Source organism: Gemmatimonadota bacterium (genome assembly GCA_026706345.1).
Classification (GTDB): Bacteria; JAAXHH01; JAAXHH01; order JAAXHH01; family JAAXHH01; genus JAAXHH01.
This window is the reverse complement of sequence record JAPOYX010000063.1, coordinates 1-16,564: the sequence shown is the minus strand read 5'-3', so window position 1 is coordinate 16,564 and position 16,564 is coordinate 1. Positions and strand designations below refer to the sequence as shown.

Annotated in this window: 12 protein-coding genes; 7 read left to right on the top strand and 5 right to left on the bottom strand. The window is 61.2% G+C overall.

The window, feature by feature from the left end; genetic code table 11:
• The first annotated feature begins 418 nt into the window (after positions 1-418).
• Positions 419-1,903 carry an Nramp family divalent metal transporter gene (locus OXG98_05415; protein ID MCY3771440.1) on the top strand — a complete coding sequence of 495 codons (1,485 nt, stop codon included), beginning with the start codon at positions 419-421 and terminating at the stop codon, positions 1,901-1,903.
• Between the two features lie 31 nt (positions 1,904-1,934).
• On the opposite strand, the gene OXG98_05410 is transcribed toward OXG98_05415, so the two are convergent.
• Positions 1,935-2,141 (bottom strand): hypothetical protein, encoded by a 207-nt coding sequence (locus tag OXG98_05410; GenBank protein ID MCY3771439.1) that lies wholly within the window; start codon positions 2,139-2,141, stop codon positions 1,935-1,937.
• A 427-nt stretch (positions 2,142-2,568) separates the two neighbouring features.
• Here OXG98_05410 and OXG98_05405 point away from each other — a divergent pair, with 427 nt between their 5' ends.
• From OXG98_05405 to OXG98_05380, 6 genes are all read left to right on the top strand, one after another.
• The gene (locus OXG98_05405; protein ID MCY3771438.1) at positions 2,569-3,858 is read left to right on the top strand and encodes a serine hydroxymethyltransferase; all 1,290 of its coding nucleotides are present in this window, start codon (positions 2,569-2,571) and stop codon (positions 3,856-3,858) included.
• Between the two features lie 245 nt (positions 3,859-4,103).
• Positions 4,104-4,499 (top strand): peptide-methionine (R)-S-oxide reductase MsrB, encoded by a 396-nt coding sequence (msrB, locus tag OXG98_05400; protein ID MCY3771437.1) that lies wholly within the window; start codon positions 4,104-4,106, stop codon positions 4,497-4,499.
• 91 nt (positions 4,500-4,590) lie between these two features.
• A complete protein-coding gene (gene dgoD, locus OXG98_05395; protein MCY3771436.1) occupies positions 4,591-5,724 on the top strand; it encodes a galactonate dehydratase in 1,134 nt (377 codons plus the stop codon).
• A gap of 117 nt (positions 5,725-5,841) precedes the next feature.
• Positions 5,842-7,098 (top strand): N-acetylmuramoyl-L-alanine amidase, encoded by a 1,257-nt coding sequence (locus OXG98_05390; GenBank protein MCY3771435.1) that lies wholly within the window; start codon positions 5,842-5,844, stop codon positions 7,096-7,098.
• 51 nt (positions 7,099-7,149) lie between these two features.
• The gene (locus OXG98_05385; protein ID MCY3771434.1) at positions 7,150-8,517 is read left to right on the top strand and encodes an alanine/glycine:cation symporter family protein; all 1,368 of its coding nucleotides are present in this window, start codon (positions 7,150-7,152) and stop codon (positions 8,515-8,517) included.
• Positions 8,518-8,687: 170 nt separating this feature from the next.
• Positions 8,688-11,330: a GH116 family glycosyl-hydrolase gene (locus OXG98_05380; protein ID MCY3771433.1), complete on the top strand. Its 2,643-nt coding sequence runs from the start codon at positions 8,688-8,690 to the stop codon at positions 11,328-11,330.
• Positions 11,331-11,431: 101 nt separating this feature from the next.
• On the opposite strand, the gene OXG98_05375 is transcribed toward OXG98_05380, so the two are convergent.
• From OXG98_05375 to OXG98_05360, 4 genes are all read right to left on the bottom strand, one after another.
• On the bottom strand, positions 11,432-11,974 hold the full coding sequence (locus OXG98_05375) for a hypothetical protein (GenBank protein MCY3771432.1): 543 nt from the start codon (positions 11,972-11,974) through the stop codon (positions 11,432-11,434).
• A gap of 33 nt (positions 11,975-12,007) precedes the next feature.
• Positions 12,008-13,072 carry a GWxTD domain-containing protein gene (locus OXG98_05370; protein MCY3771431.1) on the bottom strand — a complete coding sequence of 355 codons (1,065 nt, stop codon included), beginning with the start codon at positions 13,070-13,072 and terminating at the stop codon, positions 12,008-12,010.
• 186 nt (positions 13,073-13,258) lie between these two features.
• The gene (locus OXG98_05365; protein ID MCY3771430.1) at positions 13,259-13,819 is read right to left on the bottom strand and encodes a tetratricopeptide repeat protein; all 561 of its coding nucleotides are present in this window, start codon (positions 13,817-13,819) and stop codon (positions 13,259-13,261) included.
• A 115-nt stretch (positions 13,820-13,934) separates the two neighbouring features.
• Positions 13,935-16,469 carry an ABC transporter permease gene (locus OXG98_05360; protein ID MCY3771429.1) on the bottom strand — a complete coding sequence of 845 codons (2,535 nt, stop codon included), beginning with the start codon at positions 16,467-16,469 and terminating at the stop codon, positions 13,935-13,937.
• Between the last annotated feature and the right edge of the window lie 95 nt (positions 16,470-16,564).

Sequence of the window (16,564 nt, the reverse complement as noted above, 5' to 3'; positions counted from 1 at the left end):
TGAGCTTCACGGGCGAGCTCTCCTACGAGCTCCACCATCCAGCCGCCGACGCTTTGGTCAGGGCTTCCCGATCTTTGGACCTGGTCGATGTCCCGTCTGCTTCATCTGCGATCTTTTTAAGGCCGGTGTCCATCGGATGGCTTCCTTTCAACCGCCGGATCAGGATCCGGAAAACGTGCGAATGGTCGGTGGACCATCCGCATCACACAATAAGGAATGTATGAATTATACAAAGTCGACATCTGTCGAAACAGGGTTTTGTGGACAGAAATATACAGATTGCGCCGGTTTCGCGTTCCGGTTGCGCCGGTTTCGCGTTCCGGTCTTCAGAACTCGTCGCGCGATACGGTCCGCTCATGGCACATCACCAGTATTAATGCTTGATGTGACAGCCCCGTGATCATATCATTTCATTTCCATGAACGAAGCCCCGAAAGGTCCCGATTCCATCGATTTCCTGTCCATTCCGGAACCCACCGGCGTCTACACGGAACCGTGGTCCTGGAAGAAGTTCAGGCGCATGCTGGGTTTCTTCGGGCCCGCCGCGCTGGTGGCATCCATGGCCGTGGGCGCGGGGGAGACCATTCTGGTCACCGGCGTAGGCGCGTGGGCCGAATACGGCCTGCTCTGGCTCATCCTGCTGAGCGTGCTGGTCAAGGGTGTTGCGGTCACGTACCTGCTGGGTCGCTTCACGGCGGTGAGCGGCCAGCCCTTCGGCCGCATGCTGGCGAAGCTGCCCGGTCCCAGGGGCTGGTTCATCCTGACGCTGCTGACCATCGAGCTGCTCGCTCTCAGCATCGCCCTGACGGCGGTCGCCAAGCCCTGCGGCAATCTCGTCGTCCATATCTTCTCGGATACACTGTCCGCCGGCCCGGCGGATACGTTCCGGGAGAACCTGGTCACCACGGTGTTCCTTGGCCTGGCGATCGGGTTGAGCCTGCTTACCTCTTACGATATCCTGGAAAAACAGCAGATCATCATCTGCGGTATCCTCGTCTCCGGCACCATCCTGGCCACGATAATCGTCTGGCCGAGTATCGGCGGCATCCTGTTCGGGACGCTGTCCATCGGGAACCTGCCCTCTGCCCCCGACTGGGCGCCTTCCGCGGCCAGAAACGACTACTTCCTTAACCTCGTTACCGTTTTCGGCTACGTCGGGGGCACGTTGAGCACCTACCTGGCCTATTCCGGCTGGGTGGCACACCGGGGCTGGGGGATGACGAGGAACCCCGACGCGGAGCGGCTTGGAAGCCGGATCGACGGTACGCTGAAGATCGACTATCTCAGGGAGGATGCCGCCCAGGTGAGGCGCATGCGCGTACTGCTGTCTCCTCTCAAGTGGGACGTATCGATGGGCGCGCTCGTGCTCTTCATCGTCACCGCCGCCTTCATGATCGCCGGCGCAGTCGTGCTCTACCCGAGGCAGACGGTCCTTCCCGGCAACGCGTGGGACCTGCTCACGAGACAGTCTTCCATCTGGGCGCAGATCCACGCCGCCCTCATCCCCGTGTACTACGTGGCGATTCTCGCGGCGCTCTGGGGCACGCTGGCCACCATTCCGGAAGCCCTGACCCGGTTCGCCCACGAGTTCCTCACAGCCGTCTGGCCGCGGTTCAAGCACTACTCCTACCGCAGGCTGCAAACCTGGATCGTGATCTGGTTCTTCATATCTTCCGCCGCGGCGATCTGGAGCGATATCACCTTCGACCTGATCACGCAGATCGTCGCCCTCCTGGCGACCAACATGGGCGTAGGGCTGGTCTGCTTCGCGGCCGTATACCTGAACTTCAAACTGCCCCCGGCCTACCGCACCCGACCCGCCATGATCGTGCTCGGTGTGTTCTCCACGGTAGTGCTCCTCTCGGCCTTCGTCGTCAGCGCCGCCGGCATGCTGCAGAAATAACGAGTCGCGCGCCTTTCGACCTTCCGGACGATCAAGGCTTAAGAAAGTTCAGCAGGTTGATGACCAGTCCGGTAAGCACGACGATGGTGGTCAGCCCGGTCCCGACAACCCACATCTTCGTTGCGACGTGTTTCTGGGCATCTTCGAGGGCAGAGAGGCGACTGTCGATCTTGTTCAGGCGTTCGACCAGGAAATCCCACCGGGTTGCTGGTATGTCCAACTGATCTTCTCCCGGCATTCCGGCTCCTTTGCGTCGGGACGATGACCCCGATTTCAAACGTGGAGCAACTGCCCCGTTATTCGATAAGCTCCAGTCGACCTTCACCACAGACTGCGTTTAATGATCTCCGAAAGTCATGGTATAATGGTTATAGTACGGACGAGCGCGAATATCTCGGAACAAATGTGGCATTACGGTCAGAAGTCCGCATCCGGATGTACCGCGGAATCGCGCCTTTCAGTCAGCCCGCACGGGGTCGACCACGTCCCTTTTAACTTGCGAATCCCGGCCGATTTGCTTAATTTAAACGCGTAAGTCACGGGTTTTTAAGGGGCTATGGACGTTGGCGAAACCGGCCTCGGGATCCACCTCGAAAAGGTTCAGGCGTCATGGGTCGGGCGGGTTGATCAAATTGGTTCATGCGGGCCCGGGACAGGGAGTGCACATGCAGGACTTTTCCGCCGTACGGCAACGAGACGAAGAACTGTACGGACTGCTGGTGGCCGAGCGGGAGCGGCAGCGGGACGGCATAGAGCTCATCCCATCGGAGAACTACGTCTCGCCGGCCATCCTGGAAGCCATGGGTTCCGTGCTGACCAACAAGTATTCGGAAGGGTACCCGGGCAAACGGTATTACGGCGGGCAGGAATACATCGACAAGATCGAAAACCTGGCGAGGAGACGCGCGAAGGAACTCTTCGGCGCCGAGCACGTCAACGTACAGTGCTATTCCGGCAGTCCCGCGAATACCGCGGTCATGTTCGGCCTTTTAGATTACGGCGACACGATCATGGGGATGAAGCTCGACCAGGGAGGCCACCTGACCCACGGGCTGCATGTCAACTACTCCGGCAAGTCCTATAACGTAGTATCGTACGGGGTTCAGAGGGATACGGGCCGAATCGATATGGACGAGGTCCGCGATCTGGCCCTCGAACACCGGCCGAAGTTCATCATATCCGGTGCCACGGCCTATCCACGGCAGTTCGACTTCGAGGCGTTCAAATCCATCGCCGACGAGGTCGGGGCCGTACCCATGGCGGACATCTCCCATATCTCCGGACTCATCGTAGGGGGCGTCCATCCGAGTCCGCTGCCCTTCACCGACGTCGTTACGACGACGACCCACAAGACGCTGCGGGGTCCGCGCAGCGCGATCATCATGTGTCACAAGAAATACGCCAGGGACATCGACCGGGCCGTGTTTCCGGGCCTGCAGGGCGGCCCCCATGACCACATCACGGCCGCCAAGGCGCTGACCTTCAAAGAGGCCATGCGACCCGAGTTCAAGGACTACGCCCGCCAGATCGTGGCCAATGCGAAGACCCTGGCCGAGGCGCTGATTGAGCACGGTTTCGATCTCGTCTCCGGCGGGACCGACAACCATCTCGTGCTGGTGGACCTGACCAATAAGGGCATCATAGGCAAAGACGCCGAAACCGCCCTCGACAAGGCCGGGCTCACCGCGAACAAGAACACGGTGCCCTTTGATACGAGATCGCCCTTCAGCCCGAGCGGGATCCGTATCGGCACGCCGGCGGCCACGACGCGGGGGATGAAGGAACCCGAGATGAAAAGGATCGCCGGCTGGATCGACACGGCGATCGAAAACCACGGAAACGATGAGAAATTGGCGTCGATCCATGACGAGGTCAGGGAACTCTGCGCCGGTTTCCCCGTCCCCGGGATTTCCACGACCGAGGCAGCGCTTATGCAGGAGATGGGCGCCGGCTAGCACGGCTGGCGCCAGCCTGCTCAGGTCAGCCCCGGCCGGACCGGCTGTTGAAGCAAGTTCGTTGACCGGGAGGTGGTGTCATGTACAAAGTCATAGCGATCGCCGCCGCATTTGCCTTCTTGACCGCGTGCGATACGGACATGGCGATACAGGACGAGGCGGCGGCCCAGGGCAAGACCGGCGCGGCGGAGAAAGTGACCATCGTCGAGGTCGCTTCCGACGGAACGAAGAAAGGAGCCGTTACGGTGGATAAAGTGGTCAGGACCAAAGAGGAATGGAAAGAGCAGCTCACCGACGAACAGTACTACGTCACCAGGGAGAAGGGCACGGAACGGGCCTTTACGGGCAAGTACAACAAGCACTACGAAGACGGAGTTTACAAGTGCATCGGTTGTGGCACGCCATTGTTCTCATCCAGGACCAAGTACGATTCGGGAACGGGCTGGCCCAGTTTCTACGAGCCGGTCGCCGAAGAGAACATCGACGAGAAGCCGGATCGCAGTTTCGGCATGATCCGCACCGAGGTGTTGTGCAGGCGATGCGACGCCCACCTGGGCCACGTGTTCACCGACGGACCGAAGCCCACGGGTCTTCGGTACTGCATGAACTCCGCATCCCTGGATTTCGAGCCCGGGAAGTAGGCCCCGTTTACGGTGCAAGAGACAGGTCCCCGGTAAGGAACGAGTAGCAGGCTCCCGGCCTCCCTGCAAGGAGCGGGAGTCTGTGATACCCATGCGCATTTCCGACGTCAAAGTCTTTCCGGTCTGGGGCGGAAACCGAAACTATCTCGTCGTCAAAGTGGAGACGGACGAGGGTATTTACGGTATCGGCGAGAGCGGCCTGACGTGGTGCGAACTGGCCGTCAAGGAGATCGTCCATGCCCTCCGGGACAGGCTCGTCGGCCAGGACCCGGTGCGCAGGGAACACCTCTGGCAGGTGATGTTCCGCGGCAATTTCTTTCCCGGGGCCCACGCCCTTTCCGCCGCGGTCAGCGCCATCGACATCGCCCTCTGGGATATCCACGGCAAGGCGCTCGGCGTGCCCGTCTACGAGTTGCTCGGCGGCCTGTGCCGGGACAAGGCGGTTTGCTATACGCACTGCGGCGGCGACGGTCCGTCCGAGGCACTGGTCGACCAGGCGCGGGGCAGGGTGGAAGACGGCTGGAAGTTCATCCGCTGGGGGCTGCCCCACGAAGGCCAGGTGCTGGAGCCCACACGGGCGGTGCGTCGGGGTATCGAGCAGTTTCAGGCCCTCCGGGAAGCCCTGGGCGACGACGTCGAATTGATTTGCGACGTGCATACCCGTCTCGACCCGCCCGATGCGATCGCCTTCTGCCGCGCCGCTGAACCCTACCGTCCCTTTTTCATCGAAGACCCCCTGCGATCCGAAAACAAGTCGTCCTACCGCATGCTCAGGCAGCACGTCGCCGTGCCCCTCGGCGTCGGCGAGCACTTCACCAGCAAATGGGAATTCCGGGAACTGATCGAGGAAGACCTGATCAACTACGCCCGCGCCGACCTCTGTCTCGTGGGCGGACTGACCGAGGCGCGGAAAGTCGCGGGCTGGTGCGAGACTCACTACATCGACCTGGCGCCGCACAATCCGCTCGGGCCCGTGTCCACGGCGGCCTGTCTGCACCTGAGCCTGGCGTCGTCGAACTTCGCCGTGCAGGAACTCCCCATTCTGCCGGGCATGCTCCCGGAGGTCTTCCCCGTCCAGGTCGAATGGAAAGAAGGCTACCTGCTGCCGCCTGACCGTCCCGGCCTGGGAGTGGAGTTCGACGAAGAGGCGGCGAAACGGTATCCGTACCAGCCCGCTCGTGGTCATACGCTGCAGCGGGAGGACGGGTCCTTCACGAACTGGTAACTGGTTTCCTGATTGCGTGGTGAGGCAACGCGCGGTCCTTGCGGTCCGTGCATGGTTAGCGGTAAAACGTAAAAAGCAGTACCAGACAAAACATATGTTTGTTATCTTGCTTTCACGATGGCCCTGATCCCAGAGAAGAACAGATCCTTCGTGCTGGTTCGCGTGCCGGTCTGGCTCATGTGCCTGGGCCTGCTCTGGCCCGTTTCTCTCGAACCGGTGGTACTTCACGCGCAGCCCAGGGTCGTCGATTACCAGAATCACCTGCCCCGGTCCTTCAAAAAACGCCTCCGCAAATCCACCCGTTTCATCGTTCTGCACAGCACGGAATCCGGGTTGAGAAGCGCTTTGAGGACCCTTTCCCGCAGGGGGCACTCCAACTACCTCATCGCCCGGAACGGGACCATTTATCGTATTCTGGACAAGAAGTACCGTTCGCACCACGCGGGCCTGAGCATGTGGAACGGGCTGAGGGACATCAGCAGCCATTCCATCGGCATTGAACTGGTGGGATACCACAATGACCCCTTTACCGCGTCCCAGTACGCGTCCCTCAAGTGGTTGATCGAAGTGATGCAGCGGGTGTATAAAATGCCCGATCGGCATGTCCTGGAACATTACCGCGTCGCTTACGGCAGGCCGAACAGGTGGGTAAAACGGCCCCACCGCGGACGCAAGAAAGATCCCGGCGTGTTCAACTTCAGCCGGGCGCGTGCCGGCCTGACGTCGAAGGATCCGCGCAACAGCATACTCTACGACCCGGACGTCAAGGCGGGACGATTGATACCGGATCCCGACATCGACATCGCCAGAGTCCGCCTCGTGGACCGCGGGAGGTACGACGTAGAAGTCGCCCAGCTGTCTGAAAACGTCATTACCCGGCGCAACTCGGCGTGGCGCATCGCCCGCGGGCACTATGACGAGGCCACGACGGTGTACCACTTCCCCAACGGGACGGTCATGCGGGGAAACCAGATCAGGAACTGGGACCGGATCCCGGTCGGAACGAAGGTCTATCTCAACCGCGATCGCACAGAGGACGTCCAGGCAGTCACGGCCGCCGTACCCGTCATCGTACAGGGTACCACGGCCTTCGACATCGCCGGTCCCGCCTACAGGCGCTCCGACACCTACTACATCTTTCCAAGGGGCACGATCAAACACGGCAAGCAGGTGCGCCGATGGGACCGCATTCCGCCGGGGACGCGGGTGCTCGTCCGTTACAACGCGCCGGTCGCGTTGAACAGCGCCGGCCGCCAGGCCGTACAACGGGACGATACCGTTTTTCTTGTGCCCCACAGTGAAGTACTAGTCTCCGCGAATGTGCCGGATGCCTCCAGACTCCAGGGAGGCACCCTTGTCTTCACCAGGAAGTAGGTTCGACACACAGCCGCAATTCATCGCGACGCGCCACAGAGGAGTCTCTTCATGGAACTAGTGGAAAGGGGTATCGTCTTTTTCGCCGATACCGCCTGGTCGTACCTGCTGTACCTGCTGATAGGTGGCGGCCTGTTTCTTCTCCTGTATTCCCGTTTCATTCCGCTCAGGTACTTCAAGCATTCGATCGAGATCATCCGCGGAAAATACGACGATCCGAACGAACCCGGCGACATCACGCATTTCCAGGCCCTGGTCAGCGCCCTCGCGGCCACCATCGGCATGGGCAACATCTCCGGCGTGGCCGTCGCCATCGCGGTCGGCGGGCCGGGCGCCATGTTCTGGATGTGGGTAAGCGCCCTCGTCGGCATCGCGACCAAGTTCTTCACCTGTTCCCTCGCGATCATGTACCGCGGCCAGGACAGCGCGGGAAAGACGCAGGGCGGGCCCATGTACGTCGTCCTGGAGGGACTGGGCCGGAACTGGAAGCCCCTGGCCGTTTTCTTCGCCATAGTCGCGGTGATCGGATGCCTGCCTCTGTTCCAGGTCAACCAGTTGGTGCAGATCATCCGCGACGTGATCTTCGTGCCTATGGGCGTGGTCGGCGAAGATCATTTCTGGTTCGATCTCACGGCCGGCGTCGTGCTGGTGCTTCTCGTCGGCATCGTCATATTCGGCGGCATCACCCGGATCGCCGACGTCGCCTCGCGCGTCGTTCCCCTCATGGTGATCCTGTACATGTTCTGCGCCCTCTGGATCATCATGACCAATATCGAAGATGTCCCGCGGTACCTCATGCTGATCATCACCGACGCCTTCACCGGAGAAGCCGCGGCGGGCGGCGCCGTGGGCGCGGTGATCATGACCGGCGTGCGCCGCGCCGCCTTCTCGAACGAGGCGGGCATCGGCACGGAATCCCTCGTCCACGGGGCGACGAAGACCCGGGAACCGACGCGGGAGGGCCTGGTGGCCATGTTGGAACCCGTCATCGATACGATGATCGTGTGTACCTGCACGGCCCTCGTGATCATGATAACAGGCGTCTGGCAGACGACCTCAGACAACGGCGTGACGCTGACGGCCAACGCCTTCGAATCCGCCATGCCGGGCTTCGGTTCCTATATGCTGATCGTCTGCGTGCTCTTCTTCAGTACCAGCACGATATTCACCTATTCCTATTACGGTACGAAGTGCCTCGGTTTCCTGATCGGGGCCAGGTGGCAGTTTCTGTACAACTACTTCTACGTAGGCTGCATCATCGCCGCCTCGGTCGCCTCGCTGGATGCCGCCATCAGCCTGATAGACGGCACGTTCGCTCTGATGGCCATCCCCACCATGCTCTCGGCCCTGCTGCTGTCGCCCAGGGTGATGGCGGCGATGCGGGATTACCGGCGGCGTCATCAGCTGGGCTCGGGGTAGCCGGGTAGCCAGGTAGTCGAGTAGTCGAGCGGCTTCGCAGCAGGGCGCCGCAAGCCAGCGCAAGGCAGGAAATGCGGCGATTCTCCACCGTAGAACCAGTTAGCGCGTTGCGTCGGCGCGGAAAACCAGGCGCCGGATTCCATCGATAAATTCAGAAGGGACGAATATCCATGACGTGGCCTGTGCTGCACCATTACGACCAGGATCATCTCGCGCGAATCGCCCTGCCGCTCGGCGGCATCGGCACGGGGACCGTCTCCCTCGGCGGACGGGGCGATCTGCGCGACTGGGAACTGATGAACCGGCCGGCCAAGGGGTTCATTCCAGGCCGGGACGTCCGGTGTCCCCCGTCCTTTGTGCTGTACGCCCGGCCCGAGGGCGGCGATTCCGTGACCCGGCTGCTCGAAGGGCCCCTTGAATACTTCGAATACGAAGGCGCGAGCGGAAGTCCCGCCGCCAACCACGGATTGCCGCGGTTCACCCGATGCGCCTTCGACGCGGCCTACCCCTTCGGCCAGGTCCATCTGTCCGACGATGACGTGCCGGTCGACGTGCGCCTGGAGGCATTCAATCCCCTCATTCCCTGCGACGCCGACCGCAGCGGACTTCCCGTGGCGGTCCTCCGGTACGTGCTGGCGAACCGGACCGATGTTGCTGTTTCGGCTGCCGTATGCGGTTCGATCCCCAATTTCATCGGCATGGACGGCGCGGACGGGGCATGCATTGAAAACCGGAACCGTTACCGCGCGGGCGACGGGTATCGCGGACTGCACATGTCATCGAGGGGCGTGGACCGGGAGGCTGCTCAGTGGGGCACGATGGCGCTGGTGACCACGGCGGAGACAGTCAGCTACCGGGCCGCCTGGCCGGACGCCCGTTGGGGTACTCCGCTGCTCGATTTCTGGGACGAATTCAGCTCGGATGGCACCCTCTCGGATCGCGATGTCGGCAATAACGACCGCCCCATGGCCTCGCTTTCGGCCCGGGTCGGCCTGGCGCCCGGGGAAACGGCAAGCGTGACCTTCGTGCTGGCCTGGCATTTCCCCAACCGGTACACGTGGACACCGGCGACGAAGGAGGACATGACGGTGGGCGGTGATACGGAGAGCACCGAAGACAACGCCTGTTGTGAGGACAATAAGAGCTGTTGCGAGGATAGGGACGACAGCAGCGGTGACTGCTGCGACGGCGCTGGCGACTGCTGTGACGACGGAGATGTCTGTTGCGATACGGGCGACCGGATAGGGAACTACTATACGACGCGGTTCGAGGATGCCTGGGACGTGGTGGAGAACGTGGTACCCGACCTGAAGATTCTGGAAACGGATACGCTGCGGTTTGTCGAGGCGTTCTGCGGATCGGACCTGCCGGAGGTGGTGAAGGAAGCGGCGCTGTTCAACCTGAGCACGCTGCGCAGCCAGACCTGCTTCCGCACGCCCGACGGCCGCTTCTACGGCTGGGAGGGCTGCCACGACGCGGCGGGATGCTGCCTGGGTTCCTGCACCCACGTCTGGAACTACGAGCAGTCCACGGCCTTTCTCTTCGGCGATCTGGCGCAGACCATGCGTGAGGTGGAATTCGCCCATGCCACCGACGAGAGCGGCCTCATGAGCTTCCGCGTCTGGCTGCCGCTGGCAAGGGCCCGAAACTTCAATCGCGCCGCGGCCGACGGCCAGATGGGATGTGTCATGAAGATGTACCGCGACTGGCATCTGTCGGGCGACGACGAGCGGCTTCGCGCGCTATGGCCCGACGTGAAGAAGTCGCTGGCCTTCTGCTGGATACCCGGCGGTTGGGACGCCGACCGCGATGGCGTCATGGAAGGCTGCCAGCACAATACCATGGATGTCGAGTACTTCGGTCCCAATCCCCAGATGGAGTTCTGGTACCTGGGCGCCTTGCGGGCCGCGGAGGAGATGGCCCGGTATCTCGGGGACGACGACTTCGCCGGGGAATGCCGGGAACTGTTCGAGCGAGGAAGCGCCTGGACCGACGCGAACCTGTTTAACGGGGCGTACTATGAACACGAGATCCGGCCGCCGCGGAGCGCGGACGACGTGGCGGAAGGACTGACCGTCGGCATGGGACCGAAGGATCTGTCGAACCCGGACTACCAGCTCGGTTCGGGCTGCCTGGTGGATCAGCTCGTCGGCCAGTACATGTCCCATATCTGCGGCCTGGGATACCTGGCGGACTCCGGCCATGTCCGCAGGTCGCTCCGGAGCATCCTGGAATACAACAGGCTGGAGGGCTTCCAAAGCCATACCAACGTCATGCGGTCCTACGTACTCGGCGACGAATCGGCGCTGCTCATGGCGTCATACCCAAAGGACCGCCCCGACAACCCCTTCTCCTACTTCACCGAAGTCATGACCGGTTTCGAGTATACCGCGGCCATCGGCATGCTCTACGAAGGCCTGGCCGATGAGGGCCTGGCCTGCATCCGGGACATCCGCGACCGGTACGACGGCCGGAGGCGCAATCCCTTCGACGAGGCCGAGTGCGGACATCACTACGCCCGGGCCATGGCCGCCTGGGCCGCCCACCTCGCCCTGACCGGTTTCCACTACTCCGCCGTCACAAAGACCATGACCTTGACCGACCGGCCGGGCCGGTACTTCTGGTCGACCGGATTTGCGTGGGGCGTATGCGTGGTGTCGCGCAATGGTGAAGGATTAGAGGCCGATCTGAGCGTCCTTCATGGCAACCTGACGTTGTCCGGATTGCGTCTTGGGGATTCGGGCGATGCAGGGTTTGATCCGCCGCTTGAACTGGCAGAGGGTGAAGAGGAGACCGTCGTAGTCAACGATTAGTGGACAGGCCGGAACTTTCGCCTTCACCTGACGCTTCTTTGCTTTCTTGACGCCTTTCGTCGTGACGACGCGTTTCGGCCCTCCGTCCCGACGCGTTCCGCCTACGGCTCTATCACCATGAAGTTGACCGACTTGGAGACGGTAGTGTCGGCATGCCGGTCCGTCAGCGTCACGGTGAGCACATATTCCCCGTCCTCGAGATCCGTGGTGTCCAGGGCGGTGTATTCCGCCTCTTCCCGTGCGGTTCCTTCGCCTTCGAAGAACGACATGACCGTCTGCATGTCGTCCGGCCTCCTCGCCCGCCGGTTCCGGAGCGCGGGCATGCCCATGGGCGTGATCTCGTAAAGGGTCTCGTACGAAGTGCGACCGCCTTCATCCATTTCCAGGTTATACACCTCGTAGTACACGTACACCAGTTGTCCCCGGGCGTAAAGGCGTCCGGGATTGGGTACGACATTCAATCCCTCGCGGACGAAGGGACCCCGCCCTGAGGCAGGCGTGATTCCGGTGGAAAGCTTTAGATCGCTGATGAGCAGGTCACTGCCGCGGTAGTCGGAGAAGGATACCTGCTTCTTGTATACGCCGATACGTCCTGTCGCGTCGTCCTGCATTTCAACGGCGGCCGTGAACGGACCGACTGGCACCGCCAGATTCACGGCCAGCGTATAGGCGGCCCCCTAGAGTTTCTGATTGGCCCGTTGCCGTTCGGGGCGGGCTATGGGACCGAACCGGAACTTGCGGGAGAAGGCTGGCGTCTGTATAGAATCGCGCAGGGTGACCTGGCTGTTCAGCCAAGTCCGGTCGCCTTTTTCGTCGGTGACATCTCCAAATTGCCAGACCGGGACGCTGTACGAGATATCCACCTCGGTTGTTCCGTCTTCACCACGGAAGGAAACCGCGTCAAAGGCATACTCGAGGAGTTCACCGCCGAAGTCATGGGTGTAGTCCTCGGGACTGCGGGCGATCAGTTCGGCGGCGCGTTGACGGGGGTGGAACCGATCCTGTCGGACCATATCCGTGGTGAAATTACTGACGGTTTGAAGCGGATAATCGAATTTCCCATCTTTCAACGTGTCTACGAAGAACAGTTCCAGGTCGTGCGACACGTATACCCAGCTTTCCACTACGTATCCGGGCTGGGTCTCCATCCCGCCTCGCGCCATTATCCAGTAAGCGTCCATGTAAGTTACCTCTGGAGTTGCCTCGAACATCGGGAACGGCGCTTCACTGTCGTGTAACTGCAGCTTGTAGCCCGATAACAGGTTCCTTTCACGAATCGCGTCCACGGCGGGATTCCCGGTAAGCATATGGGGGATATCCGGGTTTTCAAAGTGGCGAAACACGAAACGCCGGCGGTCGTCAGGCTCCCCGTAGCGGACGTAGATCTCGCCACGGCGGTCATAGGGCTGCTGTCCCCCGGAAAAGTGAATCCGGGCGAACATCACGCGCCGGTAGTGCTCCACGAGACGCTCGTTCTCTATCGTGGCCGGGTTCGAGTCTCGCTCGTTCCAGAAGGCCCGCCACAGAAAATCGCGTTCCGAACTTGTCGCCGTATTCCAGGCAAGCAGTTCCTCGGGTGGGGCGACATGGCGCAGATCCCGGTATATCGCCCGTTCATCCGCATCCAACAGGGCGACGTAGTTTTCGAGGGCCGCATGCAACTGCCCGTACTCCTGCTCCGAGGCGAGGGCGAGTACTTCGAACTGCGCCAGCATGGTCCGGATCCTGTCCGGCGTATTCACGCCAAAGTCCTGTACAAACTGCCTGAGTTCCTCCGTACCCAGATCGTAGCGTTCGGACCGATGACTTACGTTGGCGAAGCGCAGAAGCGACTCGTTATGATCGGAATTGACCCGGTACTGTTGAATAAAGGCGGAGATCGCTTTTCCGTGTTCCGGTTCGGGTGGACTATCGTAGCAGCGGCCGAGTTAGAAGAAAGCGTCCGGGTGGAAAGGATTAAGTTCCACGGTTTTCAGGAAGTACTGCCTGCCATCTCTGTCGCTGCCGATCAAATGGCCCGTTCGCTCCTGGTCCATGTAGGTCATGCCCATGTAGTACTGTATGTCCGCGTTGTCAGGATCTGCCTTGATCGCGTTCCGCAAAGCCCTGCGGGCATCCAGTCGCCTGTTGGGCATATCCATGTATATCATGCCCAGGCCGACATGTCCGGACGCCCAACTCTTGTCCAATTGTACAACTCGCCTGAACGCTTTCAGCGCTTCGCCGCGATTTCCCAGGGCATACCACGTCATGCCGAGCCAGTAACGGGCGGGAGCATATCTTCCCTCCTCGCGCACGGCCTGTTGAAGGAGTGCCAAGGCTGCGTCGTACTGTCCCTGTTGATAGAGGATCCTGCCGGTTTCGAGGGATGACGGACCGCCTGATCCAAGCGTCGAATCCGGCGGGCTGGCGCGGATGGGGGACTGGCCGTACAGGGGGAGCACGATCACGGCGACCACAGCGACCGCAAGGAGCAGGACAACGCGCATGTCATTATCCTCCTTTGAGCGTACGAGCTTTGAACTACTTCACCCCACCGTATCGCAGGGCGGTTATCTGTCAAGATAACCAAAACAACCCAGGCCAACCACCACCCTTTAGCTGTTATCCCGCCCGCAGGGTTTCCACAGGATCCGTTCCGGCGGCCCGAAGCGTCTGGGAACTGACGGTAATCCAGGCAATCAGCAATCCGAGCAGGCCTGCGGCCGGGAACAGCAGCAGAGAGATGTCCGTGTGATATGCGAAATCCTGAAGCCATCGTTGCATGAAGACGTAAGCCACCGGCCAGGCAATGATATTGGCGATCGCGACCAGGACGGTGGTTTCCTTCGAAAGCAGCAGGATGAGGCGCCCCACCGGCGCGCCCAGGGTCTTTCGTATGCCGACTTCCCGGGTGCGTTGCCGGGTCGTGAATACGGCCAACCCGAACAGACCCAGGCACGCAGTAAATACGGCCAGTGCGGCAAACAGGGTAACCACCCGGCCCTGCAGTCGATCCGACCGATAGAGCCGATCCACGTCGTCTTCGAGAAACGTGTACGTGAAGGGGATATCGGGCGTCGATTTCTTCCAGAGCCCTTCCAGGTTCCGCAGCGTTTCGGTCGGATTGCCGGGCTCTAACCGGATGGCGACGATTCCGCTGCCGGGGACCGTGATCAGTAGCGGTTCGATCGGGTCGCGCAAACTCTTGAGATGGAAGTCCTCCACGACACCGACCACCCGAATCTGCATACCTGCTATCCCGACGAAACGGTCTATCGCTTCCTCCGGAGACGACCATCCCAGGCGTCTGGCCGCCTCTTCGTTGAGCAGGCAGCCGTCGATGACGGATTGAACGCTGCCGTCAGGTTGTGGTATCATCCTGAGATCTCGTTCGAAGGATACGTCCCGGCCGCCCAGTAGTCTGAGACCGAGGGTGCTGACGTAACCGCCTGTCGTGGCCACCATCTGCATTTGCTCGGGTTGCGCTTCGGGGTCGTCTCCGCGCCCTACCGGAATGAACTGCAACCTTCCCCGGCCGGCCGCGCGTCCGGGAATGTAGTTCGCGCTGGTGACGCTGGTTACCCCGGCTTGTTGCGGAATCCGATTGATAACCAGGTTGAAGTCCATGCCCTCGATTTCAGGAAAGACCACGACGTGTTCCTTTTCGAATCCGGGATGTCTGTCCCGCATGAATCCGAGTTGCTGATACACGACGCCGGTCCCGATCATGAGCGCTATGGCAATCGAGAACTGAACGACCACCAGCGTCCTCCTCAGTGCGACCGCATCGGCTGTTTTCGAGGCGCCGCCAAAGACCGTAGCCGGCGCGATCCGGGAGAGTAGCAGTGCCGGATACCCTCCGGCGAGTACGCCGACGATGAAAATGATGCCGATCCCTCCAAGGACGGACCACGGCTCGAGTGACGGCATGGACAACGCGTAACCGGTCATGGATCGAAACACGGGCAGGATCGCCCACAGTATACCCAGGGCGATGAAGAACACGATACCGCTGAAGAGGATCGTTTCGCCCATGAACTGGCGGACGATCTGTTCCCGTGTCGCGCCGACAGCTTTTCGCAAGGCGATCTCCCGGGCGCGGGTGATGGTCCGGACAATGGCCAGATTCGTAAAGTTCATGCACGCGATCAGCAGGATGAAGACCGCGATCGCCATCAGCATCCAGATAAACGTTACGTTGCCGTTCGATTCCATCTCGTGTTCCAGGTTGGAGTAGAGGTGGATATCGTAGAGCGGCTGCAGCCTGTACGGCTCCGGGAGGGCTATCGAACGAATTTCAGCGGGCAGATGTTCTTCGAGACGCGCCTGCAGTTGTGCTTCTATTTCATCCGCCGACGGGGCGCCCGTCGGAAGCCGAAGGTACACATAGACCGTTTTGAACAGCCGCCCAAGCCAGCCTTCCGTCGGGCCCGGCACGGTTCCGGCAGGCAGAAGAAGGTACGTATAGAACCAGTTGCGTCCCGTCCAACTCGTTAACAGCCCCAGCGGGTCCCCTCTGGCCGATTCGGTGGCCATGGAAATGTAGAAATCGGGATGGTAGTGCGCGTAAGGGGCCGGATCCTCCATGACGGCCGTGATGGTGAACGGAAACATGTTGTCGCCGGTGATCACCTTCCCGATCGGGTTTTCTTCACCGAAGTATTTGCGGGCCATGGATGCGCTGATGACCATCGTGTTCGGCGCGGTCAGGGCGGTGGCGGGGTTGCCTCGTACGAGGGGGACGTCGAATACGTCGAAGAGGTTGCCGTCGGCCCAGTACACCTGCTGCTCGTAGAAACGCCTGGTCTCCGTTGCGAAGAGCCACTGACCGATCGTTCCCCGCAGCCGCAGGACTTCCTGTACCTGGGGAAGTTGTTCTTCGATGAGGGTGCCCAACGCACCGGGCGTCCGGGCCGTCTGGTCCGTGGCGATGCGATAGATGCGGTCTCCCCGGGTGTTGTGCCGGTCGTAGCTCAGTTCGTCACGGACGTACAGCAGGATGACCAAGCAGCAGGCCATGCCGATGGCGAAACCGATGACGTTGATTGCGGTATGGGCCTTGGACCCGAGGCTATGCCGCCATGCGGCGAGCAGGTAATGTCCCGCCGTAGACAGCATGCGCTCGCGTTTGAAAGCGATTCTTCTCGTCGTTTTCATCTTACGCCTCCCCGTTTACGCCTCCCCGTTCACGATGCGTCCGTCGAAGAGCCGTATGGTCCGGTGGGCATGGTCGGCCAGCGCCTGGTCGTGGG